Raw genomic sequence first — 25,442 nt, forward strand, 5'->3', positions numbered from 1 at the left:
GGGCCGGCCGGACCGCTACTTGCAGTTACGACCGCTGTTGATGCACTTGACCACCTGGTTCATCAGCTTCTCGTCCATGACGTTGATGAAGTCGTTGTGATCGGTGATCGGCTTGTGCAGCTGCTCCGGGAAGCCGTCCACGGCGTACGGGTTGCGCACCTGACCGTTCTCGATGGTCGGGGCGGGCACGTCGTACACCAGCCGGACCTGCAGCTGCGGGATGGCCTGGAAGCCGTTCGGGCAGGTGCCGTCCGCCTGGACGAAGGCGACGTGGTCCCGGTGGTTGGCGCTGTCGGCGTTCTGCCCGTCCCAGCAGCTCTGGAAGTTGGACGTGCGGACCACCTGGCTGTTTTCGGGGCACAGCACGTACTTGTCGGTCACCTGCCGGTCCTCGAAACCGGTGCAGCTGAAGGACGTGTTGGCGTTCGCGAGACCGTTGGTGAAGGCCTTGGCGTCACCGGTGATGATGCGCAGGAACTTCGGCATCGCGACGACGTCGCCCTGCTTGTTGCCGACGAACCTGATCTCCGCCTTGCTGGCCTTGAGGATCGTGCCGACGTTGCCCTCGGCACCACCGCCCAGGTCGTTCGCGTCGAACTCCTGCGACCCGTCCTGGAGCCGCATCACCGGCCAGTAGTAGGTGGACTTGTCACTCTGGTTCTGGCAGGTGGTTTCGGCGTTCGCGAGGTCCTGGTCGCTGGCGAACGCCGTGTTGCCCTGGTTGCCGACGTAGTCGTGCGTGTGGTGCGCGCCGTTGCCGACACCGGGGGCCACGATGATGTTGTCACTGTTGAACAGGTTGTTCTCGTTCACACCGCACCGCGTGGTGAACGAACCCGTCGAACCGGTGTCCCCGTCGGCGGCCAGGCCGTTCGGCAGATCGCGGGAGTTCGGCTGGACGTCGTTGATGTCGACGAAGTCCTCGGCGAACGGTCCTGCGGCCCCGTTGCCGTTGTCGCCCGGGTCCTGGCCGTCGCCCGGGTCCTGGCCGTCGCCGTCCTGGCCACCGTCACCCTGATCCTGGCCGTCGCCTCCCGGCTGTTCGACGGGGATGCCCTGGCACGGGGCGAACTGGTCGAAGTCACGCGGCGCCTTGCCGCCCGCCCGGTTGATGTCGATGCTGATCCGGTCCAGGGTGGCCGTCCGCTTGGACTTCAGCGGGCCGAGGATGGCGTTGGCGACGAAGTTGGCGTCGCCGGACTGCGCCTGGCGTGTCTCCGCGAGACGTGTGTAGGCGTCCGTGATCTGCCGGTCGAGTTGCGCCAGTTCCTTGGCGACCTCCTTGCGGGCGTCGGACGGGACGTCTGTCAGCTCCTGGCCGACGTCCGGGCAGTTGATCGTCGCCACCTGGGCGTTTCGCGACTTCGTCTGGTTGGCGTGACCACCGCTCTCGTGCGCCGAGGCGTAGAAGTTGGCCCAGACCAGCCCGCCCCCACCGAGCGCCAGGGCCGCCGCCCCGGCTGTCACCTTGGTGACCAGTGGTATACGGCGTTTTCTTGTGTTGCGTCCCATGGAACTCCTCTTGACCTTCCTTGCTGGGGCACCAATGCGGGGCATCGAGTTGGCCCGACAGGAGTGAAGCGGCTCCCTTGAGTACGGGAACCGAGCCACGGGTGTTCACCCGTCCCGGAAATAGATGAGCAGCCAGTACCGCCACACTGGTTTCAACAGCCCTTACAGCACCAGGAGTTGCGGATCACCTACGCTGGGGCGAAGCGTCGGGTCCGGATTCACCGGCCATGGCCGGGATGTACGGGTACCACCGGCACGCACCGGTTGTCCTCATCCGGCGCTCCGTTCCGGTTCCCCGTCCGGATGATGCCGTCCACGTCCCTCCGGCGGTTCCCGAGGTGCCCAGGACCTCCGCCTCCGCCTCCGGGTCGAGCCCCTTGGCCGTCGGGTCCGGGCACCGGGGGGCGGTCCAGCGCAGTTCGGCCGGGCCCCCGGTCGCGCGGACGCACGCTTCGAGCAGTTCGCCCGTCGTGGTGTGCCCCTGCGGGGAGATCAGGTCGTACGGCCCGCTCAGCCCCTGCCTGGCCGCGCCGGGGATCCCCCGGGCGAGGTCACGCACGTCCAGGTACTGGAGCGGCAGCTCGCGAGGGCCCCGGGCGAGGACCGGGGCACCGCGCGCCATCCGGTTCAGCCACCGGGGCAGCCGCCCCACGTCTCGTACGGTCCCAGGATCAGCCCGGCCCGCGCCGGCACCGACCGGTCCGCGCCGAAGGCGTCCGCTGCGGCCCGTTCGCCGCCCCGCCTCTCCCTGGCTGGCGCAGTCCGTGACGTCCGCGTCGGGCGAGGCGCCCTCCACCACCGGAGGCTCCTCGGTGTGCCCGGCGGGACGCGGCCACTCGTACGGCGTGCAGCTCGACACGCACACGTACCGCCCGGCGCGGCCCCGCAGCAGCCGCGCCGAGTCCCGCCCCGCGCGCGGGGCGGCCGACCAGGTGTCGACGACGACGTCCCACTCACCGGGATCCTCGTCGAGCGCGGTGCGGTCCCCCGGCAGCATCCGTACACCCGGGGGTGCCTCGTGCCGTCCCCGGTGGAGGTCGGTCACCTCGCAGCCCCGTCCGACGGCCGCCTCGGCGACGGCCCGGCCCACGGACTCCGTACCACCCGGCTGCGGAAGTCTCGTACGGGCGGCTTGCCCGGCCGGCGGGACGTACGGGTAGCCGACCCGGCGCACCGTGCGGATCGCGTCCCGGTGCCCCTCGCCCCGCTTGCGGCGCAGCCGTGCGACGTGCACGTCGGGTGCGGCCGTCTCCGACGTGGCCGCGGATCAGCGGGTGTCGGGCGGCCCGGCCGGCCGCGGTACCGCCACCGGGAACGGCGGTGGCAGATCCGCGCCCGTCACCGTCTCGTCCCGGTCGACGGCGCGCAGGCGGGGAGGGGCGGCAGGGACAGGGGAGGGAGAAGGCAGGGCACGGGTGGTCGCCATGAGACGCCGGCTCCTTCACGCGAAGGGTTCGCCGAGGACGTACGCGGTGCGCGGCGGCCGAAGGCCGGGAAGGGTTCCGGGCGCTACGACCCTCCGTAGAACAGCTCCTCCACCACACCCCGGGCCCGCCGCGCCGTGCGCCGGTACGCGTCGAGCATGTCGCCCGCGTGGCCGGGACCGTAGCCCAGGTAGCGGCCGACGGCGCCCAGTTCGCGGGGGACGGTCGGGAAGGTGTCCCCCGCGCGGCCCCGGACCAGCATCACCGCGTTGCGCACCCGGGTGGCCAGCACCCAGGCCTCGTCGAGGATGCAGGCGTCCTCCTCGGAGATCATCCCGGCCGTGCGGGCCGCGGCCAGCGCCTCGCGCGTACGCGTGGTGCGCAGGCCCGCCTCCTGCGCGCCGTGCCGCAACTGGAGCAGCTGCACGGTCCACTCGACGTCGGACAGCCCGCCCGGGCCGAGCTTGGCGTGCAGCTTGGGGTCGGCGCCGCGCGGCATCCGCTCGGACTCCATACGGGCCTTCAGCCGCCGGATCTCCCGGGCGGCCTCCTCCTCGAGCCCGGCGGCCGGATAGCGCAGCGGGTCGATCAGTTCGGTGAAGCGGCGGCCCAGCTCCTCGTCCCCGGCGACCGGCTCGGCCCGCAGCAGCGCGTGCCGCTCCCACACCAGCGACCAGCGGCGGTAGTACGCCTCGTACGACTTCAGTGTCCGCACCGGTGGACCGGACTTGCCCTCCGGGCGCAGGTCGGCGTCGATCAGCAGCGGCGGGTCGGCGCTGGGAACCTGGAGCAGCCTGCGCATCTCGGAGACGACCTTGTTCGCGGCCTCGGCCGCCTCCCGCTCGTCCACGCCGTCGCGCGGTTCGTGCACGAACAGCACGTCCGCGTCGGAGCCGTAGCCCAGCTCGTGGCCGCCGAAGCGGCCCATGCCGATGATCGCGAACCGGGTGGGGAGGGAGTCCCCCCAGCCCTCCCGGACCACCGCGCGGAGCGTGCCGGCGAGGGTGGCCGCCGTCAGGTCGGAGACCGCGCCGCCCACCAGGTCCACCAGGGCGCCCTGGTCGGCCTCGGCGGGCTGGGACTCGGTGCCGTAGGAACCGACGATGTCGGCGGCGGACGTACGGAACAGCTCGCGGCGGCGCACCCCGCGGGCGGCGGTGACGCCCTGGACGGCGTTGTCGGCGCGGCGGACGGCGGCGAGGACCTCCTGCTCCAGGGAGGCGCGGGAGCGGGGGGCGAGTCCCCCGCCGTCCCCGTCACCGAGCAGCGCCACGGCCTCGGGGGCGCGCATCAGCAGGTCGGGGGCGAGCCGTCCGGCGGAGAGCACCCGGGCCAGGTTCTCGGCGGCGGCGCCCTCGTCGCGCAGCAGCCGCAGGTACCAGGGGGTCTTGCCGAGCGCGTCGGAGACCTTGCGGAAGTTCAGCAGACCGGCGTCCGGGTCGGCGGAGTCCGCGAACCAGCCGAGCAGTACGGGCAGCAGGGTGCGCTGGATGGCGGCCTTGCGGGTGACGCCGGACGCCAGCGCCTCCAGGTGGCGCAGCGCGGCGGCCGGGTCGGCGTACCCGAGGGCCACCATGCGCTCGCGTGCCGCCTCCGCGCTGAGCCGGGCCTCGCCGGTGGCGAGGGCGGCGACGGCGTCGAGCAGCGGCCGGTAGAACAGCTTCTCGTGCAGCCGCCGCACGACGGAGGCGTGCCGCCGCCATTCGCGGGTCAGGGTGACGACCGGGTCCGTGCGCAGATCGAGGGAGCGGGCCAGCCGGCGCAGATCGGCCTCGTCCTCGGGGACCAGGTGGGTGCGGCGCAGCCGGTGGAGCTGGATGCGGTGCTCCATGGAGCGCAGGAAGCGGTAGGCGTCGTCGAGCTGGGCGGCGTCCGTACGGCCGACGTAGCCGCCCGCGGCCAGGGCCTTCAGCGCGTCGAGGGTGGTGCCGCTGCGCAGGGAGGCGTCGGCGCGGCCGTGCACCAGCTGGAGCAGCTGCACGGCGAACTCGACGTCCCGCAGACCTCCCGGGCCGAGCTTCAGCTGGCGGTCGATCTCGGTGGGGGGGATGTTCTCCACCACCCGGCGGCGCATCTTCTGCACGTCCGCGACGAAGTTCTCCCGCTCGGCGGCCCCCCACACCAGCGGCTGGAGCGCGGCCACGTACTCCTCGCCGAGCTCGGGGTCGCCGGCGACCGGGCGGGCCTTGAGCAGCGCCTGGAACTCCCAGGTCTTGGCCCAGCGCTGGTAGTAGGCGAGGTGGGAGGCGAGGGTGCGGACCAGCGGCCCGTTGCGGCCCTCGGGGCGCAGGTTGGCGTCGACGGGCCAGATGGAGCCCTCGACGGTGGTCTCGGAGCAGATCCGCATCATGTGGGAGGCGAGCCGGGTCGCGGCGCGCAGCGCCTTGTCCTCGTCGGCCCCGCCCGCCGCCTCGCCCACGAAGATCACGTCGACGTCGGAGACGTAGTTGAGCTCGTGTCCCCCGCACTTGCCCATCGCGATCACCGCGAGCCGGCACAGCGCGGCGTCCTCGGGCGCGTCGGCCCCGGCGAGGGCGAGGGCGGCGCGCAGGGTGGCGGTGGCGAGGTCGGCGAGTTCGGCGGCGGTCTGGGCGACCTCGATGGTGCCGCAGACGTCACGGGCGGCGATGGACAGCAGACAGCGCCGGTAGGCGACGCGGAGCGCGACCGGGTCGCCGGCGTCGGCGAGACCCCGCTCGAACTCCTGGACGCCGGGGTGGAGATCACGCGGCTCGTAGGTGACGAGGGCCTGCCAGTCGCTGGGGTGCCGGGCCAGATGATCGGCGAGCGCCTCGGAGGCGCCGAGCACCCCGAGCAGCCGGTCCCGCAGCGGCTTGGCGGCTATCAGGGTGTCCAGCAGTTCCTGGCGGGCGGTGGCCCCGTCCTGCGCCTCCAGCAGCCGCACGAGCCCGAGCAGCGCGAGATCCGGGTCGGCGGTCGCGCCGAGCGCGTCCAGCAGGACGGGGTCGTCGCGCAACGGTGCCGGCCCGGCACTGTCCAGCAGCCGTTCGGCGGCGGAGGGGTCGGTGAAACCGTGCCGCAGCAGCCGCGTGAAGATACTGCTCCTGCGCCCCGGCGCCGACGTCATCCCCGGCCTCCCTCGTGCCTCGGATCTGGGTCGTACGGCCATGAGCCTAGCCGGAGTACGGGCGGGCGGCCCGGGAGTGGCCCGCGATGAGTTCCGGCGGCGGGCGGAGTCGGAAGGAGGAAGGCAACTGCCGACGGCCCACGACGGAGGTCCCCGTGAGCGACACCCCCGAGACCCGCCTCGACCCGCGCTACAGCGATCCGGAAGCGGTCCCGCCGCCCTGGTCCGAGGTGGAGCGGCTGATCACCGGGGCGGAACTGTTCTGGATCTCCACGGTCCGCCCCGACGGCCGCCCCCACGTCACCCCGCTCCCGGCGGTCTGGTCGGCGGGCGCGCTGCATTTCTGCACCGGGCCGGACGAGCGCAAGGCCCGCAACCTGGCGGAGAACCCGCAGGTCGTGCTGACCACCGGCACCAGCACCTGGAACCAGGGCTACGACGTGGTGGTGGAGGGCGAGGCGGTACGGGTCGCGGACGACGCGCGGCTGCGCGAGCTGGCGGCGGCGTGGGAAGGGAAGTACGGCAGCTTCTGGCACTTCGAGGTCCGGGACGGGCACTTCCATCACGGGCCGGGGCGCGCGGTGGTGTTCTCGGTGGCACCGCGAACCGTTTTCGGATTTGGTAAGGGGGAGCCGTTCAGCCAGACGAGGTGGCGGTTCGCCTGACGCGCCGTCGACGAAGGAGTCACTGGTCCATGGACATGACCCTCGAGGTGATCCCGCTCCCGGTGAGCGACATCGACCGGGCCCGGGACTTCTACCGGGACAAGGTCGGCTTCCATGTCGACATCGACCAGGAGGTCGTGCCGGGCATGCGCATCGTCCAGCTGACCCCGCCGGGCTCGGGCTGCTCGATCGCCCTCGGCGACACCCTGTGGGAGTCGACGCCCGGCCCCACCCCGGCCCCCGGCACCTATCAGGGGCTCCAGCTCTGTGTCGCCGACATCGAGGCGGCCCGTGCGGAACTGGTCGGCCGGGGCCTGGACGTCTCCGAACCGGTCCGGTACGCCGACTCCGACGGCGCCACCTTCATGTACTTCACCGACCCGGACGGCAACGGCTGGGCGGTACAGGAGTACCGGCGGCGGGCGACGGAGCCGTTGCACAGGATGCTGGGGGATCAGGCGGCGGAGTAGGTTCGCCGCACGCCGTATGGCAGGGGTACCATACGTTCATGAGCCTGAAGCGAACGACGGTCTACCTCGAGGAAGACGATCTTCACGACCTCAAGGACACGGCTGCGCGGCAAGGAATCAGCGAAGCCGAGCTGATCCGTGAGGGCGTTCGCCTCGCCATCGCGCGCAATCGCGTCTGGGACGAGCCTGTGGGACTGCCCATCTTCGACAGCGGCGACGCCGGCTTCGCGGAGCGAGGTGACGAGATACTCGGCGAGACGGGCTTCGGCCAATGGAACGAGGCCTCGTAAGTGATCGTCATCGCCGACACATCGGGGGTCATCGCCTCCGTCGATCGCAGCTGCCCTGAACACAAGACAGCCCGTCATGTGATGGACACGGCCGGCCTACTGGTGGTCCCCCAACTCGTTCTCGCCGAGCTGGACCACCTGCTGGGCCGCCGGTTCGGCAAAGACGCCGCGGGACAGGTCTTGGACTCGCTCGTGGAGCAGGCCAGGGCGGGACGCTACGTCCTCGGTGACGCGCACGTCGGGCTCCTCGCAGACGCCAGACTCATTCAGCGCAGGTACCGGGACCTCGCTCTCGACCTGGCCGACTCGGTGATCGCGGTCATGGCCCGTGAGTACGCCACGGACGCCGTACTCACGCTCGACCGGAAGGACTTCCGCGCCATCCGCCCGCTCACCGCACACCCGGCGTTCCGGCTCCTGCCCGACGATCTGTAGCGTCCCCCGCACGCCACCCGGCCACCGCCGACCCGATTCCCGCCCTCGCGACCACCGAGGCCGACGGTCTCGCCGTCGGACACGAACGGTTCCGCCCGGACGCGGTGCGCCATGGCGATCCGGTGATGCCCCCACGGATCATCTCCGCCTCCGGCACTCCCGGGCGGGCGGCGGCCTCCCTGATCCACAAGACACTGATTTCCCTCAAGGTGTGTCAAACCATCCCAAAAGGCCATTCGGATCGGGACGGACGGCCACCGCGCAGCAGGCGGCCCGTACCACCCAGGACGAGGCCCGCGGTCAGACCGGCCAGGTGACCGACCAGGCCCGCGACTCCGGCCGCCGGCTCAAGGACGAGACCCAGAACCGCTCCGGCCCGGCCTGACACCGGACGCCGACGGCGTGACGACGAGGAAAGCCCTGTCCCGGCCCTGAATCGACCGACCGGGCAGGGCTCCCTCCCTTGCTCCGTCACCTCGGCGCACGGGCGGGGAATCCGCGGCCGGAGACCAACGCGTGCGGTTGCCCGGCCGACGCCGTCGGCACGGTGGGGCGCGGCATGGCCGAGCGGCACAGCGGCACGGGGCCGCACCCCGGCCCACCGGACCGCACCCCGAGGGTGACCGCGCCCGCCCGGCGGCCGGGCAGAGGGCACGACCGGCACTCCGTCGGCCCCCATGACCACCTCGGCCGTCTCCGCGCCCGTCGGGCGTCCGCCCGCCCTCCCGGCCGTCAGGCCGGTGTGCCCTCGCGCCAGCCGTTGGTGATGGGCAGGCGGCGGTCCTTGCCGAAGCCCTTCGGGGAGATCTTGGTGCCCGGCGGGTACTGCCGGCGCTTGTACTCCGCGCGGTCCACCATCCGCAGCGTCTTCGTCACCAGCTCCGCGTCGAACCCGGCCGCGACGATCTCGTCCGCCCCCCGGTCCCGGTCCACGTACAGCGTGAGGATCGCGTCCAGGACCGGGTAGTCCGGCAGCGAGTCCGTGTCCACCTGCCCGGGCCGCAGTTCCGCGCTCGGCGGCTTCGAGATCGAGTTCTCCGGGATCGGCGGCGTCTGCCCCCGCTCCGCCGCCGCGCGGTTGCGCCACTCGGCCAGCCGGAACACCGACGTCTTGTACACGTCCTTGATCGGCCCGTACGCGCCGACGGAGTCCCCGTACAGCGTCGAGTACCCCACCGCCAGCTCCGACTTGTTCCCCGGAGCCAGCACGATGTGCCCCTCCTGGTTGGAGATCGCCATCAGCAGCGTGCCCCGCAGCCGCGACTGCAGGTTCTCCTCCGCGAGTCCCGTCAGGCCGAGCGATCCCATGTACGCGTCGAACATCGGCTCGATGGGTACCGTCCGGTAGTTCAGCCCCGTACGCCGCGCCAGATCCGCCGCGTCACCCTTCGAGTGCTCCGACGAGTACTTCGACGGCATCGACACGCCGTACACGTTCTCCGCACCCACCGCGTCACAGGCGATCGCGGCGACGAGCGCCGAGTCGATCCCCCCGGACAGCCCGATCAGCACGGACCGGAACCCGTTCTTCGCGACGTACGCCCGCAGCCCCACGACCAGCGCGGAGTACACCTCCTCGTCGTCGTCGAGCCGCTCCGCGTACCCCCCGGCCGACCTGGCGTCGTAGGCGGGTACGGGCTCCTCCGACAGCACGACCCGCTCGATCCGCAGCCCGTCGTCCACCAGCCCCACCGGCGCGTCGGCCGCGGCGGCGGGCAGGTCGAGATCGACCACGACACACGCCTCGGAGAACTGCGGCGCCCGCGCCACCACCTCACCGTCACGGTCGACCACGATGGAGTCCCCGTCGAAGACGAGCTCGTCCTGCCCGCCCGTCATCGCGAGGTACGCGGTCGTGCACCCGGCCTCCTGCGCCCGCTTGCGCACGAGCTCCAGCCGGGTGTCGTCCTTGTCCCGCTCGTACGGCGAGGCGTTGACCGACAGCAGCAGCCCGGCCCGCGCCGAGCGCGCCGCCGGCACCCGCCCCCCGTCCTGCCACAGGTCCTCGCAGATGGCGAGGGCGACGTCGACGCCCCGCACCCGTACCACCGGCATGGTGTCGCCGGGCACGAAGTACCGGAACTCGTCGAAGACGCCGTAGTTCGGCAGGTGGTGCTTGGCGAAGGTCAGCACCACCTCGCCCCCGTGCAGCACGGCGCCGGCGTTCTGCGGCGCGCCAGCCGGCTGCCCGTACCTCGGCCGGCCGGCGGAGCTGCGGTCGAGGTAGCCGACGACCACCGGGAGCTCACCGAACCCCTCCTCGGCGAGCCGCGCGGCGAGCGAGCGCAGCGCCGCGCGGGAGGCTTCCACGAAGGACGACCGCAGGGCGAGGTCCTCGACGGGGTAGCCGGTCAGCACCATCTCGGGGAACGCCACGAGGTGCGCTCCCTGTTCGGCGGAGTGCCGGGTCCAGCGGACCATCGTTTCGGCGTTTCCGGCGAGGTCGCCGACGCTCGAGTCGATCTGATTCAGGGCGAGACGTAGTTGAGGCACGCCGCCCAGTGTAATCGTCAAATCGACGCGATGTCTCGGAGCCCCGGTGGGACTACCGCCGGGCCGCCGCTCCCCGCTCCTTCAGCATCCCCGCCATCAGCGCGATCTCCGACTCCTGCGCCTCGGCCATGCCCCGCGCGAGCCGCTTCTCGACCCCGACCTCGCAGGCACGTACACACCCCTCGGCCATGTGCACCCCGCCCAAGTGATGGTCGGTCATGAGCTGCAGGTAGAAGATCTCGGCGCGCTTCCCGTCCAGCGTCCCCAGCCGCTCCATCTCGGCGTTGGTCGCCATCCCCGGCATCAGCGCCCCGTCCTTGCCGGAGGCCGTGTCGCCCATCCCCATCCAGGTCATGGGCGGGTCCGCGGACACCTTGGGCAGCTCCCACAGGTCGAGCCAGCCCAGCAGCATGCCCCGCTGGTTGGCCTGGGTCTGGGCGATGTCGTAGGCGAGCCGCCGGACCTCCTCGTCGTCCGTCCGGTCGCGCACGATGTACGACATCTCGACGGCCTGCTGATGATGCACGGCCATGTCCCGGGCGAACCCGGCGTCCGCGGAGTCGGCGGACGGTACGACGTCCGACCGCCCGTCGTCCCCGGCCACCGCGAAGGTGATCGCGCCGGCCGCGACGAGCGCCGTCGCCGCGGCGCCCGCGACCAGCCCCAGCTGCCTCACCCGGACAGGCCGTTGGTGCACGCGGCCCCCGGCTCGGGCGTCTGCCGGCCCTGGACGAACTTCTCGAGGAAGGCGTCCACGGCCGGGTCGTCCGCACCGGTCACCGTCCGCTGGTGCCCCCAGGCGGTCAGCAGGATCGGCTCCTTCTGCCCGTCGACGGGGCTCATCAGCGTGTACGGGGTCTTCTTCACCTTCGCCGCCAGCGCGTCGACGTCGGCCGTCCCGGCGTCGGCGTTGTACGTCACCCAGACGGCTCCGTGCTCGAGCGAGTGCACGGCGTTGGTGTCGTTGATCTCGTCGGTGTAGACGTCCCCGTTGCAGTTCATCCACGCCGGGTTGTGGTCACCGCCCACCGGGGGCGACACGGGGTAGTCCACGGCCTTGGTCACATGGTTGCGCCCCAGCTCGCCCTTCCAGGCGCGCACGCCGTCCTTGTCCGTGACGAATGCGCCCGCGTTCTTGGAGTCGCCCGCGGTGCTGCCGCCGTCGTCGTCCGACTGCGACCGGACGAGCACCACACCACCGACGACGAGCCCGCCGACGACCACCGCACTGACGGCGATGGTGAGGATCCGGTTGCGGCGCTCGCGGGCCTGCTCGGCGCGCCGCGTCTCCTCTATGCGCGCCGTGCGTGCTGCGCTGCTCTTCTTGGCGGAGCCCATGGGGAATGCCCTTCGGGGAGGCGTGGGACGAACGGGTCAGCTGATCGTAGTAGGGAAGGAGGGACAGTCGTAGAGGCCGGGGCGACCGGGCCGGAGGGCCCCCCGCGGCACCCGCACACAACCTCCACCGCGAATAATTTGAACCCCGGATGCGCATTAATTACGCTGCCTGGTATGCGGCTCCTGCGCTCCACCGACCTGGCCCTCCGGGTCCTCATGCGCCTCGCCGTGACCAGCGAGACGAACCCGACGACACGGGACGTCGCCACGGCCATGGATGTGCCGTACACCCACGCCGCGAAGGTCGTCGCCGAGCTCCAGCACATGGGCCTGCTCACGGCCCGGCGCGGCAGGGGCGGCGGCCTGGCCCTCACGGAGGAGGGCCGTACCGCCTCGGTGGGCGCCCTGGTCAGGGCGTTCGAGGGCGAGGGGGACATCGTCGACTGCGAGGGGACGGCCACCTCGGCCCCCTGCCCGCTGAGCTCCGCCTGCCGGCTGCGCGGCGCCCTGCGCCAGGCCCAGCAGGCCTTCTACGCCTCGCTGGACCCGATCACGGTGACGGACATCGTCGCCGGCCCGACCGGACCCCTTCTGCTGGGCATCTCCCCGAGGCCGTGAGCCGCCCGTTACGTATACGGGCGCGAACAGGCAAGATGGGCCCCGGAGCGGTACACCTGACGTGAGGCGCCGCCGCCACGGCCGGTCGGCCGATCAAGGTCGGCAACGCGTATGAAACCCTGGTGTGGTGGGATGCCCCTGTGCCCGCCCGGGCGCCCGCCCGGCCTCCCGGGGCGCGGACGCGAACGCTCGCGGACAGGCGGCCTGACCGGCAAGGATGGGGAAGCGGAAGATGGACAAGCAGCAGGAGTTCGTGCTCCGGACACTGGAAGAGCGCGACATCCGGTTCGTGCGCCTGTGGTTCACCGACGTGCTGGGCTTCCTCAAGTCCGTGGCCGTCGCCCCCGCCGAACTCGAGCAGGCGTTCGACGAAGGGATCGGCTTCGACGGCTCCGCCATCGAGGGCTTCGCACGCGTATACGAATCGGACATGATCGCCAAGCCGGACCCGTCGACGTTCCAGGTCCTCCCCTGGCGCGCCGAGGCCCCCGGCACGGCACGGATGTTCTGCGACATCCTGATGCCGGACGGCTCCCCGTCCTTCGCCGACCCGCGCTACGTCCTCAAGCGCGCCCTCGCCCGCACCTCCGACCTGGGTTTCACCTTCTACACCCACCCGGAGATCGAGTTCTTCCTGCTGAAGGACAAGCCGCTGGACGGCAGCCGGCCGACCCCGGCGGACAACTCCGGCTACTTCGACCACACCCCGCAGAACGTCGGCATGGACTTCCGCCGCCAGGCGATCACCATGCTGGAGTCGATGGGGATCTCGGTGGAGTTCTCCCACCACGAGGGCGCCCCCGGCCAGCAGGAGATCGACCTGCGCTACGCGGACGCGCTCTCCACGGCGGACAACATCATGACGTTCCGCCTGGTCATGAAGCAGGTGGCGCTGGAGCAGGGGGTCCAGGCGACCTTCATGCCCAAGCCGTTCTCCGAGTATCCCGGCTCCGGCATGCACACCCACCTCTCCCTCTTCGAGGGCGACCGCAACGCGTTCTACGAGTCCGGCTCCGAGTACCAGCTCTCCAAGGTCGGCCGCTCCTTCATCGCGGGCCTGCTGCGGCACTCCGCGGAGATCTCCGCGGTCACCAACCAGTGGGTCAACTCCTACAAGCGCATCTGGGGCGGCTCGGAGCGCACGGCCGGCGCCGGCGGCGAGGCGCCGTCGTACATCTGCTGGGGCCACAACAACCGCTCGGCCCTGGTCCGGGTACCGATGTACAAGCCCGGCAAGACCGGATCGGCGCGGGTGGAGGTCCGCTCCCTCGACGCCGGCGTCAACCCCTACCTGGCCTACGCCCTGCTCCTCGCGGCCGGCCTCAAGGGCATCGAGGAGGGCTACGAGCTTCCGCCGGGCGCCGAGGACGACGTCTGGGCCCTCTCCGACGCGGAGCGCCGTGCGCTCGGCATCGAGCCCCTGCCGCAGAACCTCGGCGAGGCCCTGGCCCTGATGCAGCGCAGTGACCTGGCCGCCGAGACCCTCGGCGAGCACGTCTTCGACTTCTTCCTCCGCAACAAGAAGCAGGAGTGGGAGGAGTACCGCTCCGAGGTCACGGCCTTCGAACTGCGGAAGAACCTGCCGGTGCTCTGAGGCACACCCGCACCGGCGCACAGCGCACCGGGGCAGGCCGTCGTCGGCCGTCTGCCAGCCGGGGCAGCCGGTCGTCGCAGGCCGCCTGCCCCGGCTGCCGCGTGCGTGCCCCTTCGGTCCGTTGAACCGGAGTTCGATATTCCGTAACTGCGCGGAGCCTTGCCAGCCCCTCGGGCGTGGCCCTACTGTCGCGACGAACGGAAAGAAAGCGCTTTCCCACTCGACGGGCCCGGCCCACCCCGCCCCCTCCCGTCGGTCTCTCTGTCATGCCCATGACATGCAGGTGCCCCCTGACTCAGAGGACGAAAGGCGAGCGAGAATGAAGCGATCAGTCGCCGTGCGACTCTCCGCATTGCTGGCCACGGGAGCCCTCGCGGCCGCGACCGGAGTGGTGCTGTCCACGTCCACCGCGTCCGCCGCGGCGGGCGGCGGGCGGCGTCACCGGCTATGCCACCCAGAACGGCGGGACCACCGGCGGCGCGGGCGGACAGACGGTCCGTGCCACCACCGGCACCGCCATCCACCAGGCCCTGTGCGGCCGGGCCAGCAGCTCCACCCCGATCGTCATCCAGGTCGAGGGCACCATCAACCACGGGAACACCACCAAGGTGTCGGGCGACAGCTGCAGCACCGCCGCCGACAAGATCGAGCTGAAGCAGATCAGCAACGTCACGATCGTCGGCGTCGGCAACGGCGCCGTCTTCGACCAACTGGGCATCCACATCCGGGAGTCCAGCAACATCATCATCCAGAACGTGACCGTCCGTAACGTCAAGAAGTCCGGCTCGCCCACGTCGAACGGCGGAGACGCCATCGGCATGGAGAGCGACGTCCGCAACGTCTGGGTCGACCACACCACCCTCGAGGCGTCCGGCGGCGAGTCGGCGGGGTACGACGGCCTGTTCGACATGAAGGACAACACCCAGTACGTGACACTGTCCTACAGCACGCTGCGCAACTCCGGCCGCGGCGGTCTCGTCGGCTCCAGCGAGAGCGACCGCTCCAACGGCTACATCACCTTCCACCACAACCTGTACGAGAACATCGACTCCCCTACGCCCCCGCTGCGCGGCGGTATCGCGCACATCTACAACAACCACTACAAGAACCTGAACGAGTCCGGGATCAACTCCCGGGCCGGCGCCCGCGCGAAGGTGGACAACAACTACTTCGAGGACTCCAAGGACGTCCTCGGCGCCTTCTACACCAGCGAGGCCGGCTACTGGCAGGTCAGCGGCAACATCTTCGACAACGTGACCTGGTCCTCGCGCGGCGGCGACACCGACCCGGCCGGCCCGGATCCGACGTCGAACACGTCGGTGAGCATGCCGTACTCCCACACCCTGGACGCGGCCAACTGCGTACCGGGCGTGGTCGGTCAGACGGCGGGCGCCAACAAGGGCCTGAAGGTCTCGGACGGCAGCTGCACCCCGCAGAACCCGGACCCGACCGACCCCGGACCCACCGACCCGGGACCCGACCCCACCGACCCGGACCCGACCGACCCGCCCACCGGCACCAACCTCAGCCTCGGGGCGGGCGCCGACGGTTCCTCCAAGGCCGACGGCACCAGCTACGGCAACGTCCGGGACGGCAGCATGAGCACCTACTGGTCCCCGTCCGGCTCGACCGGCTCGGTCTCGGTCAAGTGGGGCTCCGCCACCACGGTTTCGAAGATCAACATCCATGAGGCCTCGGGCGCGACGGGTGCCATCGGCTCCTACCGCGTCATCAACCACGACACCGGAGCCGTCCTGGCCTCGGGCAACGGAGCGGGCGTCATCGGCTTCCCGGCGACCTCCCTGAAGAAGATCACCTTCGAGATCACCAGCGCCTCCGGCACCCCGAGGGTCGCCGAGTTCGAGACGTACGCGAGCTGACGGATCCGGGGGCCGTCCGTGCGGCGGCCCCCGGTCCCGTCCCCGGCCGGGGCCGTGGGTGGGCGTGGCGACGGCCCGCCCCGTGGGCGAGGTCAGTCCGAGGGTGCGGCGATCTTCACGCGGGCCGCGACGGGGAGGTGGTCGCTCGCCGTGGCCGGGAGGGTCCAGGAACTCTCCGGTTCGGCTCCCTTGACCAGGATCTGGTCGATCCGCGCCATCGGGAACGAGGCCGGCCAGCTGAAGCCGAAGCCGCTGCCCACGGCGCCCTGGGTGGAGCGCATCTGGGACGTGACGGCGTTCAGGGCCCGGTCGTTCATCGTGCCGTTCAGGTCGCCGAGCAGGACGATGTTCTCCAGGCGTTCGTCGGAGATGGCCTCCCCCAGCGCGTCCGCGCTCTTGTCGCGCTGGCGGGCCGTGAAGCCGGCCTCCATCTTCACGCGGACGGAGGGAAGATGGGCGACGTAGACCGCGACCCGGCCGGCGGGGGCGGTGACCGTGGCGCGCATCGCGCGCTTCCAGCCGAGGCGGATGTCCACCGACCTCACGTCGGTCAGCGGGTACTTGCTCCACAGACCGACGGTCCCCACCACCGCGTGGTGCTTGTACGTCGACGCCAGCGCCGATTCGTAGGCGGGGACCTTCGACGCCTTCAGTTCCTCCAGGGCCAGGACGTCCGCGCCCGAGGCCGCCACGTCCCGGGCCGTGCCCGACGGGTCCGGGTTGTCGGCGTTGACGTTGTGCGTGACCACCGTCAGATCGCCGCCGGGCTCGTTCTTGTCGCCGAGCAGGCCGCCGAAGAGGTTCAGCCAGACGGCCGCGGGCAGGATCGTCGCGATCAGCGCCGTCGCCGACCTGCGGACCAGCGCGAGGACGAGCAGGACCGGGATGAACAGGCCCAGCCACGGCAGGAACGTCTCGGTCAGGCTGCCCAGGTTGCCGATCGCGTTCGGGATGCGGGAGTGGGCCAGCATGACCAGGGCCAGCAGGCCCGCGCAGACCGCGAGGACCAGACCCCGGCGCCAGACACGGCGGTCGCCCCGCCAGCCTCTGCTCACCCCGTCCAGCAGGCGCCGGAACCGGGAGGCCGGGCGCTCGGGCCCCGAGCCTCCGTCGTCCGTCTCCGCCATGTACGCCTGCTGTGCCATACCGCCGCCTCACAACCCGCTGTGCACACCGTCTCCCCCGTGTGGTGAAAACCCTAGGGGATGATCGGCTCCGTTCTCGCCGCCCCTCGGCGGCCGTACGGGGGCGAGGACGTACGGGGGCGCCCGGGGAGTTCCGGGCGGGGGCGGCGGGAGCGGCGTCTGTGACGAAACGCGCACATTGTGCTCAGGTGCCGACGGGGCGCAGCCCCTGCAGGAGCGTGTCCACGACCCGTTCGGCGAGGTCGTCCGGGAGGTCGGCGTCGGGGCGCATCACGGTGCGGACGAGGACGGGGCCCACGACGATGTCGTTGAGGAGCTCGATGTCGACGTCGGCGCGCAGTTCGCCGTTCTCCCGGCCCCGGCGCAGCACGTCCAGGCCGAGGGTGCGGCGTGGCACGAGAACGGTGTCGTGGTAGGCGGCCCAGAGGTTCGGGCTGCTCTTCATCTGGGCGCGCACGTGGTGCAGGATCGCCGAGGTCCTGCCCGCCAGGCCGCGCAGCCGCAGGGACTCCAGCAGGACGACCAGGTCGTCGCGCATGGAGGTGCCGGGGAGTTCGGGGTCCGGGGGCTCGGCGGCGCGCATGACGTCGACGAAGAGTTCCTCCTTCCCGCTCCAGCGGCGGTAGATGGTGGCCTTGCCGACGCCCGCGGTGCGGGCGATGCGCTCGATGGAGAGCTCCGCGAGCGGCACACCGTCCTCCAGGAGCTTCATCACCCCCTCGATGATGGCGCGTTCGACCGCCTCGCTGCGGGGGCGGCCCCGCGCGGGCACCTCCTGCCGGGGGCCGGTGCCGGCCGGACTCACGTCGTCGGATCCTCTCGGTGGACTGTGGTGATTGTCCCCGGTGGGCGGCGGCAGTGGTCCACCACCCAGGGTTCTCAGTCCGCCGCCCGGATCAACTCCGCTTCCTCGCCGTCCCCTTCGGGCTTCGGCGTACGGCCGGGCAGGTACACGGCGACGAGGACCGCGCCCAGCACCGCGACGCCCGCTCCCCACAGGGACGTGACGTGCATCGCGTGCAGGAACGCCTGATCCGCCGCGTCGGCCAGCCCTTCGCCGCGTGGCCCGAGCCGGTCCGCCACCGCCAGGGTCGCCTCGATGGACTCCCCCGCGGCGTGCCGGACGCCGGGCGGCAGTACGGCGAGCCTGTCCTCGATGTCGCCGCGGTAGGCGGTGGAGAGCACCGAGCCGAGGACGGCGATGCCGAGGGCGCCGCCGAGCTGGCGGAAGGTGTTGCTGAGGGCGGAGGCCGAGCCGGCCTTCTCGCGCGGCAGGGCCTGCATGATGACGACGCTGACCGGTGTCATGACGTGCGCCATGCCGGTTCCCATGAGGAAGAAGACGACCTCCAGCATCCAGATCGGCGTGTCCCCGTCCAGGCCCGCGAACGCGGCCAGCGTCGCCGCGAGCAGGAGGAGGCCGCCGGTCGTGGTCGCCCTGTTGCCGAAGCGGTCCACCAGGAGGCGGGCCCGGGGCGCGAAGACCAGCTGGGCGGCGGCCAGCGGCAGCATCAGCAGACCCGTCTGCAGCGGTGAGTAGCCGCGCACGCTCTGGATGTAGAACACCGCGAAGAACGTCACGCCCATCAGCGCGAAGAAGACCAGAGCGATCGCGACGATCGCCGCGGAGAACACCTTGTTCCGGAAGTAGGCGATGTCGATGGACGGATGGTCGCTGCGCTTCTCGTACACCACGAAGCCGACCAGGACGGCGAGACCGGCGCCGGTGGTCCCCAGCACGGTCGGGTCGGCGAAGTCGGCGAGCTGGCCGCCCTTGATGATGCCGTAGACCAGCAGGACCAGGCCGGTGACGGACAGGACGACGCCCAACGGGTCGATCCGGCCGGGGTTCGGGTCGCGGGAGTCGGGGACCAGCCACAGCATCAGGGCGACGGCGAGGACGACGATGGGCACGTTGACGAGGAAGACCGAACCCCACCAGAAGTGGTCCAGGAGCAGCCCTCCGGTGATCGGGCCGATGGCGATGGCCAGGCCCACACCGCCCGCCCAGACGCCGATGGCCTTCGGCTGTTCGTCGCGCTCGAAGACGTTCATCAGGACCGCCAGGGTGGCCGGCATGACGAACGCCGCGCCCAGGCCCATCACCGCGCGGAAGCCGATCAGCTCGGCCGGGGAGCCCGAGAACGCGGCGAGTGCCGAGCCGATGCCGAACACGACGAGACCGCCGATCAGCACCTTCTTGCGGCCGAGCCGGTCCCCCAGGAGTCCCGCGGTGAAGAGCAGACCGGCGAAGACGAGCGTGTAGGCGTTGATCGCCCACTCCAGCTCGCTCTGTGTGGCGCCGAGGCCGGTGGGGGCGGGGGTGGAGATGGTCTTGATGGCGACGTTCAGGATCGAGTTGTCCAGCACCACGATCAGCAGGCTCAGCATCAGCACGCCGAGGATCGCCCAGCGGCGCCGGTGCACCGCTTCCGGGACCCGGCGGGCAGGGGCGGCGGCAGGAGAAGTCATGGGGTTCAGCGTAGTGATTTCCGATACGAGACCGTCTCGTATCGGAGGGGTTTTGCCCAGTTCTTGCCGGGATATCGCCGACGGGGTGCGGGCTCACGGGACTGCCTCTGGCCCTCGCCGGGTCGAGGTGCCACCATGGACGTGATCCGGGGACGCCGTCAGGGCGCCTCGAGATGACGTAGGGAGACGGTTCCATGACGCAGCTTTCGGCTGCCCGGACCGGGACGACACCCGGCTCCTCCTCCGGCGGCACCACGCTGTACGGGGGGAAGGGTACGCGCCGTATCACTGTCCGTGACATCGCCGCCGCCAAGGAGCGCGGCGAGAAGTGGCCCATGCTCACCGCGTACGACGCGATGACCGCGTCCGTGTTCGACGAGGCCGGCATCCCGGTCATGCTCGTCGGCGACTCCGCGGGCAACTGCCATCTCGGGTACGAGACCACCGTGCCCGTCACCCTCGACGAGATGACCATGCTCTCGGCCGCGGTGGTGCGCGGCACCTCGCGCGCCCTGATCGTGGGCGACCTGCCCTTCGGCTCCTACCAGGAGGGCCCGGTACAGGCGCTGCGTTCGGCCACCCGGCTGGTCAAGGAGGCCGGTGTGGGTGCGGTGAAGCTGGAGGGCGGCGAGCGGTCGCACCGGCAGATCGAGCTGCTGGTGGAGTCCGGGATTCCCGTGATGGCCCACATCGGCCTGACCCCGCAGTCGGTGAACGCGATGGGCTACCGGGTCCAGGGGCGCGGCGAGGAGGCGGCGCAGCAGCTGCTGCGGGACGCGAAGGCCGTGCAGGACGCGGGGGCGTTCGCGGTGGTGCTGGAGCTGGTTCCGGCGGAGCTGGCGGCCGAGGTGACGCGGGTGCTGCAGATCCCCACCGTCGGGATCGGGGCGGGCGCGCAGACGGACGCGCAGGTGCTGGTGTGGACCGACATGCTGGGGCTGACCGGAGGGCGGGTACCGAAGTTCGTGAAGCGGTACGCGGACCTGCGTGAGGTCATGAGCGGGGCGGCGAAGGCGTTCGCCGAGGACGTGGTGGGCGGGACGTTCCCGGAGGAGGCGCACTCCGTGCACTGAGCGGCTTCGCCGCGCGTATGAGCCATTGCCGCACCACCTGCCGGCCCCGTCGATCTTCCCCCGTCGACGGGGCCGGCCCGTGGGCGCGGCGCCGGGCACGGGTGCGGGACACCTCGGTGCTTCACCCGTTCCGCCGTTTTGGTGTCGGCCGGGGGGTGGTTGCGCAGCCCGGCGCTTGCGGGGTGCCGTCGCGCCCACCCGTGCCGCCCTGCGGCACGACTGCCCGCGGAGGGCGGGGGATGTCGGTGGGATGTCGGTGGTCTGTCGGTGGTCTGTCGGTGGTCTGTCGGTGGGGGCTGAGAGCGTCGTCGGCATGACGCGAAACGACAAGGAACCGGGGAGCGCCGTTTCCGTGCGGGGGCTGGTCAAGCACTACGGGGAGACCAAGGCGCTGGACGGGGTCGATCTGGAGGTGCGTGAGGGCACCGTGATGGGGGTGCTCGGGCCGAACGGGGCCGGGAAGACCACGCTGGTACGGATTCTGTCCACCCTGCTCGCACCGACGGCGGGACACGCCACCGTCGCCGGGTACGACGTGGTCCGCGAGCCCCGGCAGCTGCGCCGGGTGATCGGACTGACCGGGCAGTACGCCTCCGTGGACGAGAAGCTCCCGGGCTGGGAGAACCTGTACATGATCGGGCGGCTGCTCGACCTGCCCCGCAAGGAGGCCCGGGCCCGGGCCGACGAACTGCTGGAGCGGTTCTCGCTCACCGAGGCGGCCCGGCGACCGGCGGCCACGTACTCCGGCGGTATGCGGCGGCGCCTCGACCTGGCCGCCTCGATGATCGGACGGCCGTCCGTGCTGTTCCTGGACGAGCCGACCACGGGACTGGACCCGCGTACCCGCAACGAGGTGTGGGAGGAGGTCAGGCGGCTGGTCGGCGACGGGGTGACGGTGCTGCTGACCACCCAGTACATGGAGGAGGCCGAGCAGCTCGCCTCCGAGCTGACCGTCGTGGACCGGGGCCAGGTCATCGCGAGCGGCCGTATCGAGCAGCTGAAGGCCAAGGTCGGCGGGCGCACGCTGCGGATCCGCCCGGCCGACCCGCTGCGGCTGCGGCCGCTGGCCGAGGCGCTCGACGCGCTGGGCATCACCGGGCTCGCCACCACCGCCGTGGACAGCGAGCGGGGTTCCCTGCTCGTGCCGGTGCTGAGTGACGAGCAGCTGACCGCCGTGGTGGGCGCGGTCACCGCGCACGGGATCACCCTCAGCGCCATCTCCACCGAACTGCCCAGCCTGGACGAGGTGTTCCTGTCGCTCACCGGCCACCGTGCCAGTGCCCCGCAGGACGCCCCCGCCGCCGATGCCCACGAGGAGGCCGTCGCCGTATGAGTGCCGCCACCACCGCCACGACCACGACGGCCGCCGTGACCGCCGTGACCGACGTCCGCGCGGACGGGCACATCCCGCTGCGCTCCCATCTGCGGCACACCGGGGCCCTCATCCGCCGCAACCTGCTCTGGATCCGGCAGGACCCGGAGTCGATGTTCGACGCCGTGCTGTTCCCCGTCGTCTTCACCCTGCTGTTCGTGTACGTCTTCGGCGGCTCGATCGGGCAGTCGCTGGGCGGCGGGCAGGAGGCGTACGTGCAGTACATCGTGCCCGGACTGATGGCCATGATGGGCATGAACATGGCCCAGGGGGTGGGCACGGGGTTCAACCAGGACTTCAACACCGGCGTCATGGACCGCTTCCGGTCACTGCCGATCGGGCGCGGCTCGGTGCTGTTCGCCAAGATCTCGGTCGAGATGATGCGGATGCTGATCGCCACCGCCATTCTGATGATCGTCGGCGTGCTCGTCGGGTTCGACATCACCGACTGGCCCGGGCTCCTCGCCGCCGTGGGACTGTCCGCGGTGTTCGGCTCGGCCCTGATGTGGGTCTTCCTGACGCTGGGTGTGGTGATGAAGAACGCGCAGTCCGTGCAGGCCATGGGCTTCCTGGTGCTGATGCCGCTGCAGTTCGGCTCGTCGATCTTCGCGCCGCCGCAGTCGATGCCGGGCTGGCTGCGGACCTTCACCGAGTACAACCCGCTGTCCGCGCTGGCCGACGCCGCGCGCGGGCTGATGGTGGGCGGCCCGGTCGCGCACGACCTGTGGATGACGCTGGCCTGGTCGGTGGGGATCACCGCGGTGATGGCCCCGGTCGCGATCCACAAGTTCCGTACGAAGACCTGATCACTCCGGTCCGAGCAGGGCGACGGCCTCGTCCACGGGGAGACCGTCGCCCTCGGCGTACGCGGTTGCGTACGCCGCGTCGCCGAGAACCGTCCGCGTACGCGCCTCGGCGCGTGCGCGCACCTCGCGTTCCACCAGCGGGGCGTGGTGTCCGGGCGGCAGCCAGGAGTCGGCCGCGCCGACGCAGCGGGCCGCGTCCCGGGCGCGCCGCCCGCCGTCGAGTCCGGCCAGGGCGACGGCCCCGAGGGTGAGGTACGCGGCGCGTATGTGGGGAGCCATGGCGGCGGACAGCGGATCGCCCGCCTGCCTGATCGCCTCGCGAACGAGTACCAGTCCCCGCTCGTCGTTGCCCTCGGCCACCTCCAGCCAGGCCTCGGCGCCGAGGATGAACGCGTCGAAGACGACGTAGTGCGCGATCCGGAACTCCTCGCGCAGGGCCCGCAGATGCTCGCGCGCCTCCGTCGTACGCCCGGTCGTGCAGAGCCAGCCGGTGAGGAAGAGCCGGGCGGCGGGCAGGGCCTCGGTGTGCCGCCCCTTCGTGTCCTCGATGACCTCGCGCAGCAGCCGCTCGCCGCGCTCCGGGTCGCCCGCCTCCAGCAGCGCGCTGCCCAGCCGCGCGGTGAGCACGGCCGTGTGGGCGCGGGCACCCAGGCGGGCGGCGTACTCGATCGCCGCCTCGAAGTCCGCGGCGGCGTCCTCGTACGCGCCGGCCCGTTCCCGGGCCTCGCCGCGCGCGGCGAGCGCCTCGGCGATGCCCCAGAAGTCGCCGAGCCCGCGGTGGATCGCCAGGGCCTCGTCGGCGGCGCGGCGCGCGTCGCCGGCCCAGTCGCTGCGGTTGGCCAGGAAGTTGGCGCGCAGCTGGAGGTTGGAGGCCAGCTCCCATTCGAACCCGGGGTTCTCCCGGCAGGTGCGGATCGCCGCGTCGACCACGTGGCGCAGCCGCTCCATGTCCCCGCTCAGCATCACGGCGAACACCCAGAGCAGACCGGGCGGCCGGCAGACCTGCGGCGTGCCGGGCTCGTACGTCGCGCCGATGAGGCGCAGCTTGTGCTTCGCCTGCGGGGTCTGCCAGTCGTCCAGCTCGGTGTCCATGTGGGCGAGGTGGGCCAGATGCACCCCGCGCCGGGCCTCGGCGAGGACCTCACCGGTCAGGGGCGGCGGAGCGTCGGTGCACCGCTGCCACAGCGGCGCCGCGGGCCGCACCGGTTCGGTGAACGGGTCGGGGGCCAGGGTCATGACCTCGGCACACCAGTTGCGTGCCTCGATGCGCAGATCGCGCATCTGCCAGTACCAGGTGAGCGACAGGGTGATGCAGAGGGCCTCCTGCTCGTCGCGCAGGGCGACGGCATGACGCAGGGCCGTGCGCACGTTCTCGTACTCCCGCTCCAGACGGGCGATGGCGGCCGGCTGCTCCGGGCCGCGCAGCATCGGCTCGGTGGTGCGGGCGAGTTCGCGGTAGTACGTCAGGTGCGCCCGCTCCGCGTCAGGGCGCCGGCCGGACTCGTCGAGCCGTTCGCCGGCGTACTCGGCGACGGTCTCCAGGAGCCGGTAGCGCATCCCGTCGCCGCCCGAAGGGGCGGCCACCACGAGGGACTTGTCGACGAGGGAGCCGAGCGCGTCGAACGCGGCCGGTCCGCAGACGGCCTCGGCGGCGGCGAGGTCGCAGCCGCCCGCGAAGACCGACAGGCGGCACAGCACGTCGCGTTCGTCCTCGTCGAGCAGGTCCCAGGACCAGTCGACGACGGCCCGCAGGGTCTGCTGTCTGGGCAGCACGGTGCGGCTGCCGGAGGTGAGCAGCCGGAAGCGGTCGTCGAGCCGGTCGGCGATCTGGCGCGGGGTGAGCATCCGCAGCCGGGCGGCGGCGAGTTCGATGGCGAGCGGCAGCCCGTCGAGGCGGCGGCAGATCTCCGCGCAGGCCGCCGCGGTGTCGTCGTCGGCGTCGGTACGGAAGCCGGGACGGGCGGCGACACCTCGGTCGGCGAGCAGCCGCAGCGCGACCGGCTCCGGCAGCGGTTCCACCGGCCGCAGCAACTCCCCCCGGACGCCCAGGGGTTCACGGCTGGTGGCGAGCACGGTGAGGCCGGGGCAGCGCTCCAGCAGCGCCTCGACGAGGTGGGCGGCGGCCTCGACCACGTGTTCGCAGTTGTCGAGGATCAGCAGCATGCGGCGAGGGCCGCAGTGCTCGGCGAGACGCGCCACGGGGTCGGTGTTCCGGTCGGTGACGGCCCGCATGCTCTCGGCCCCGGCCCCGTACAGCACGGTCTCGCGGGCGCCGACGGCGGTGAGTACGGCCTCGGGGACGGCGTCGGGGTCGTCGACCGGGGCCAGTTCGGCGAGCCACACCCCGTCCGGGGTGGTCTGCCGTACGGTTTCGGCGGCCTCCTGGGACAGCCGGGTCTTGCCGGCCCCGCCCGCGCCGAGCAGTGTGACGAGCCGGGCGGCGGCGAGGTCGGCGCGGATGGTCTCGATGTCCCGCTCCCGGCCGACGAACGAGGTCAGCCGCGCGCGCAGGTTGCCGGGCGGGACGCTCCCCGGAGTCCCCGGCGGGGCGGGCTCCGGCTCGGGCTTCAGCAACTCCGCGTGCAGGGAGCGCAGTTCGGCACCGGGGTCGGAGCCGAGCCGGTCGGCGAGCAGGCGCCGTACGTCCTCGTAGGCGGCCAGCGCCACGGCGGTGCGGCCGGTGTCCCGCAGGGCCCGCAGCCGTAGCGCCTGGAGGGGCTCGTCGAGGGGGTGGCCGTCGCACAGCGCGGTCAGGTCGGGCAGCGAC

Annotated in this window: 20 protein-coding genes and 2 pseudogenes; 11 read left to right on the forward strand and 11 right to left on the reverse strand. The window is 71.8% G+C overall.

Annotated elements, in window-relative coordinates:
• Nucleotides 1-15 precede the first annotated feature (15 nt).
• The 4 genes and pseudogenes from B9S61_RS38865 to B9S61_RS38880 form a co-directional block, all read right to left on the reverse strand.
• Nucleotides 16-1,512: a DUF1996 domain-containing protein gene (locus B9S61_RS38865; protein WP_103546395.1), complete on the reverse strand. Its 1,497-nt coding sequence runs from the start codon at nt 1,510-1,512 to the stop codon at nt 16-18.
• A gap of 184 nt (nt 1,513-1,696) precedes the next feature.
• Nucleotides 1,697-2,602: pseudogene (locus B9S61_RS38870) on the reverse strand (reductase).
• Between the two features lie 177 nt (nt 2,603-2,779).
• On the reverse strand, nt 2,780-2,938 hold the full coding sequence (locus B9S61_RS43150) for a hypothetical protein (RefSeq protein WP_258040115.1): 159 nt from the start codon (nt 2,936-2,938) through the stop codon (nt 2,780-2,782).
• Nucleotides 2,939-3,021: 83 nt separating this feature from the next.
• Nucleotides 3,022-6,024 (reverse strand): bifunctional [glutamine synthetase] adenylyltransferase/[glutamine synthetase]-adenylyl-L-tyrosine phosphorylase, encoded by a 3,003-nt coding sequence (locus B9S61_RS38880; RefSeq protein WP_103546397.1) that lies wholly within the window; start codon nt 6,022-6,024, stop codon nt 3,022-3,024.
• Between the two features lie 155 nt (nt 6,025-6,179).
• On the opposite strand from B9S61_RS38880, the gene B9S61_RS38885 reads away from it, so the two are divergent.
• From B9S61_RS38885 to B9S61_RS41360, 5 genes are all read left to right on the forward strand, one after another.
• Nucleotides 6,180-6,689, forward strand: a complete 510-nt coding sequence (locus tag B9S61_RS38885; protein ID WP_258040116.1) for a pyridoxamine 5'-phosphate oxidase family protein — start codon at nt 6,180-6,182, stop codon at nt 6,687-6,689.
• Between the two features lie 29 nt (nt 6,690-6,718).
• A complete protein-coding gene (locus tag B9S61_RS38890; RefSeq protein WP_103546400.1) occupies nt 6,719-7,159 on the forward strand; it encodes a VOC family protein in 441 nt (146 codons plus the stop codon).
• Nucleotides 7,160-7,197: 38 nt separating this feature from the next.
• Nucleotides 7,198-7,449 (forward strand): CopG family transcriptional regulator, encoded by a 252-nt coding sequence (locus tag B9S61_RS38895; RefSeq protein WP_103546402.1) that lies wholly within the window; start codon nt 7,198-7,200, stop codon nt 7,447-7,449.
• A complete protein-coding gene (locus tag B9S61_RS38900; RefSeq protein WP_103546403.1) occupies nt 7,450-7,884 on the forward strand; it encodes a PIN domain-containing protein in 435 nt (144 codons plus the stop codon).
• Between the two features lie 211 nt (nt 7,885-8,095).
• On the forward strand, nt 8,096-8,269 hold the full coding sequence (locus tag B9S61_RS41360) for a hypothetical protein (protein WP_181007736.1): 174 nt from the start codon (nt 8,096-8,098) through the stop codon (nt 8,267-8,269).
• 347 nt (nt 8,270-8,616) lie between these two features.
• On the opposite strand, the gene B9S61_RS38905 is transcribed toward B9S61_RS41360, so the two are convergent.
• The 3 genes from B9S61_RS38905 to B9S61_RS38915 are packed head-to-tail and all read right to left on the reverse strand — an operon-like array spanning nt 8,617 to nt 11,715.
• The gene (locus B9S61_RS38905) at nt 8,617-10,377 is read right to left on the reverse strand and encodes an NAD+ synthase (protein WP_103546406.1); all 1,761 of its coding nucleotides are present in this window, start codon (nt 10,375-10,377) and stop codon (nt 8,617-8,619) included.
• A 52-nt stretch (nt 10,378-10,429) separates the two neighbouring features.
• Nucleotides 10,430-11,053: a DUF305 domain-containing protein gene (locus B9S61_RS38910; protein WP_103546407.1), complete on the reverse strand. Its 624-nt coding sequence runs from the start codon at nt 11,051-11,053 to the stop codon at nt 10,430-10,432.
• Nucleotides 11,050-11,715 carry a DUF3105 domain-containing protein gene (locus B9S61_RS38915; RefSeq protein ID WP_103546409.1) on the reverse strand — a complete coding sequence of 222 codons (666 nt, stop codon included), beginning with the start codon at nt 11,713-11,715 and terminating at the stop codon, nt 11,050-11,052. The genes B9S61_RS38910 and B9S61_RS38915 overlap by 4 nt, the downstream gene beginning before the upstream one ends.
• A 174-nt stretch (nt 11,716-11,889) precedes the next feature.
• Between B9S61_RS38915 and B9S61_RS38920 the strand changes: the two genes are divergently transcribed.
• From B9S61_RS38920 to B9S61_RS38930, 3 genes and pseudogenes are all read left to right on the forward strand, one after another.
• Complete coding sequence (locus B9S61_RS38920) at nt 11,890-12,333, forward strand: Rrf2 family transcriptional regulator (RefSeq protein WP_103546410.1); 444 nt, start codon at nt 11,890-11,892, stop codon at nt 12,331-12,333.
• Between the two features lie 232 nt (nt 12,334-12,565).
• Complete coding sequence (locus B9S61_RS38925; RefSeq protein WP_103546412.1) at nt 12,566-13,927, forward strand: glutamine synthetase family protein; 1,362 nt, start codon at nt 12,566-12,568, stop codon at nt 13,925-13,927.
• A 319-nt stretch (nt 13,928-14,246) separates the two neighbouring features.
• Nucleotides 14,247-15,807, forward strand: a pseudogene (locus B9S61_RS38930) (polysaccharide lyase family 1 protein).
• Between the two features lie 92 nt (nt 15,808-15,899).
• Here B9S61_RS38930 and B9S61_RS38935 read toward each other — a convergent pair.
• The 3 genes from B9S61_RS38935 to B9S61_RS38945 form a co-directional block, all read right to left on the reverse strand.
• Nucleotides 15,900-16,952 (reverse strand): endonuclease/exonuclease/phosphatase family protein, encoded by a 1,053-nt coding sequence (locus B9S61_RS38935; RefSeq protein WP_103546413.1) that lies wholly within the window; start codon nt 16,950-16,952, stop codon nt 15,900-15,902.
• A gap of 184 nt (nt 16,953-17,136) precedes the next feature.
• Entirely contained in the window at nt 17,137-17,757 is a 621-nt protein-coding gene (locus B9S61_RS43390) for a TetR/AcrR family transcriptional regulator (RefSeq protein ID WP_103546414.1), read from the reverse strand.
• A gap of 74 nt (nt 17,758-17,831) precedes the next feature.
• Nucleotides 17,832-19,424: an MFS transporter gene (locus B9S61_RS38945; RefSeq protein WP_103546417.1), complete on the reverse strand. Its 1,593-nt coding sequence runs from the start codon at nt 19,422-19,424 to the stop codon at nt 17,832-17,834.
• A 194-nt stretch (nt 19,425-19,618) separates the two neighbouring features.
• On the opposite strand from B9S61_RS38945, the gene panB reads away from it, so the two are divergent.
• The 3 genes from panB (at nt 19,619) to B9S61_RS38960 (ending at nt 22,675) form a co-directional block, all read left to right on the forward strand.
• Nucleotides 19,619-20,497: a 3-methyl-2-oxobutanoate hydroxymethyltransferase gene (gene panB, locus B9S61_RS38950; RefSeq protein WP_103546419.1), complete on the forward strand. Its 879-nt coding sequence runs from the start codon at nt 19,619-19,621 to the stop codon at nt 20,495-20,497.
• A gap of 313 nt (nt 20,498-20,810) precedes the next feature.
• Entirely contained in the window at nt 20,811-21,830 is a 1,020-nt protein-coding gene (locus B9S61_RS38955) for an ATP-binding cassette domain-containing protein (RefSeq protein WP_181007737.1), read from the forward strand.
• On the forward strand, nt 21,827-22,675 hold the full coding sequence (locus B9S61_RS38960; RefSeq protein ID WP_181007738.1) for an ABC transporter permease: 849 nt from the start codon (nt 21,827-21,829) through the stop codon (nt 22,673-22,675). Before B9S61_RS38955 ends, B9S61_RS38960 begins: the two co-directional genes overlap by 4 nt.
• Here B9S61_RS38960 and B9S61_RS38965 read toward each other — a convergent pair.
• Nucleotides 22,676-25,442 (reverse strand): BTAD domain-containing putative transcriptional regulator (locus B9S61_RS38965; RefSeq protein WP_103546421.1); only part of this gene is annotated, 2,767 nt, incomplete at its 5' end.

It is taken from the genome of Streptomyces sp. SM1, assembly GCF_002910825.1.
In the GTDB taxonomy this organism is placed as follows: domain Bacteria; phylum Actinomycetota; class Actinomycetes; order Streptomycetales; family Streptomycetaceae; genus Streptomyces; species Streptomyces okerensis.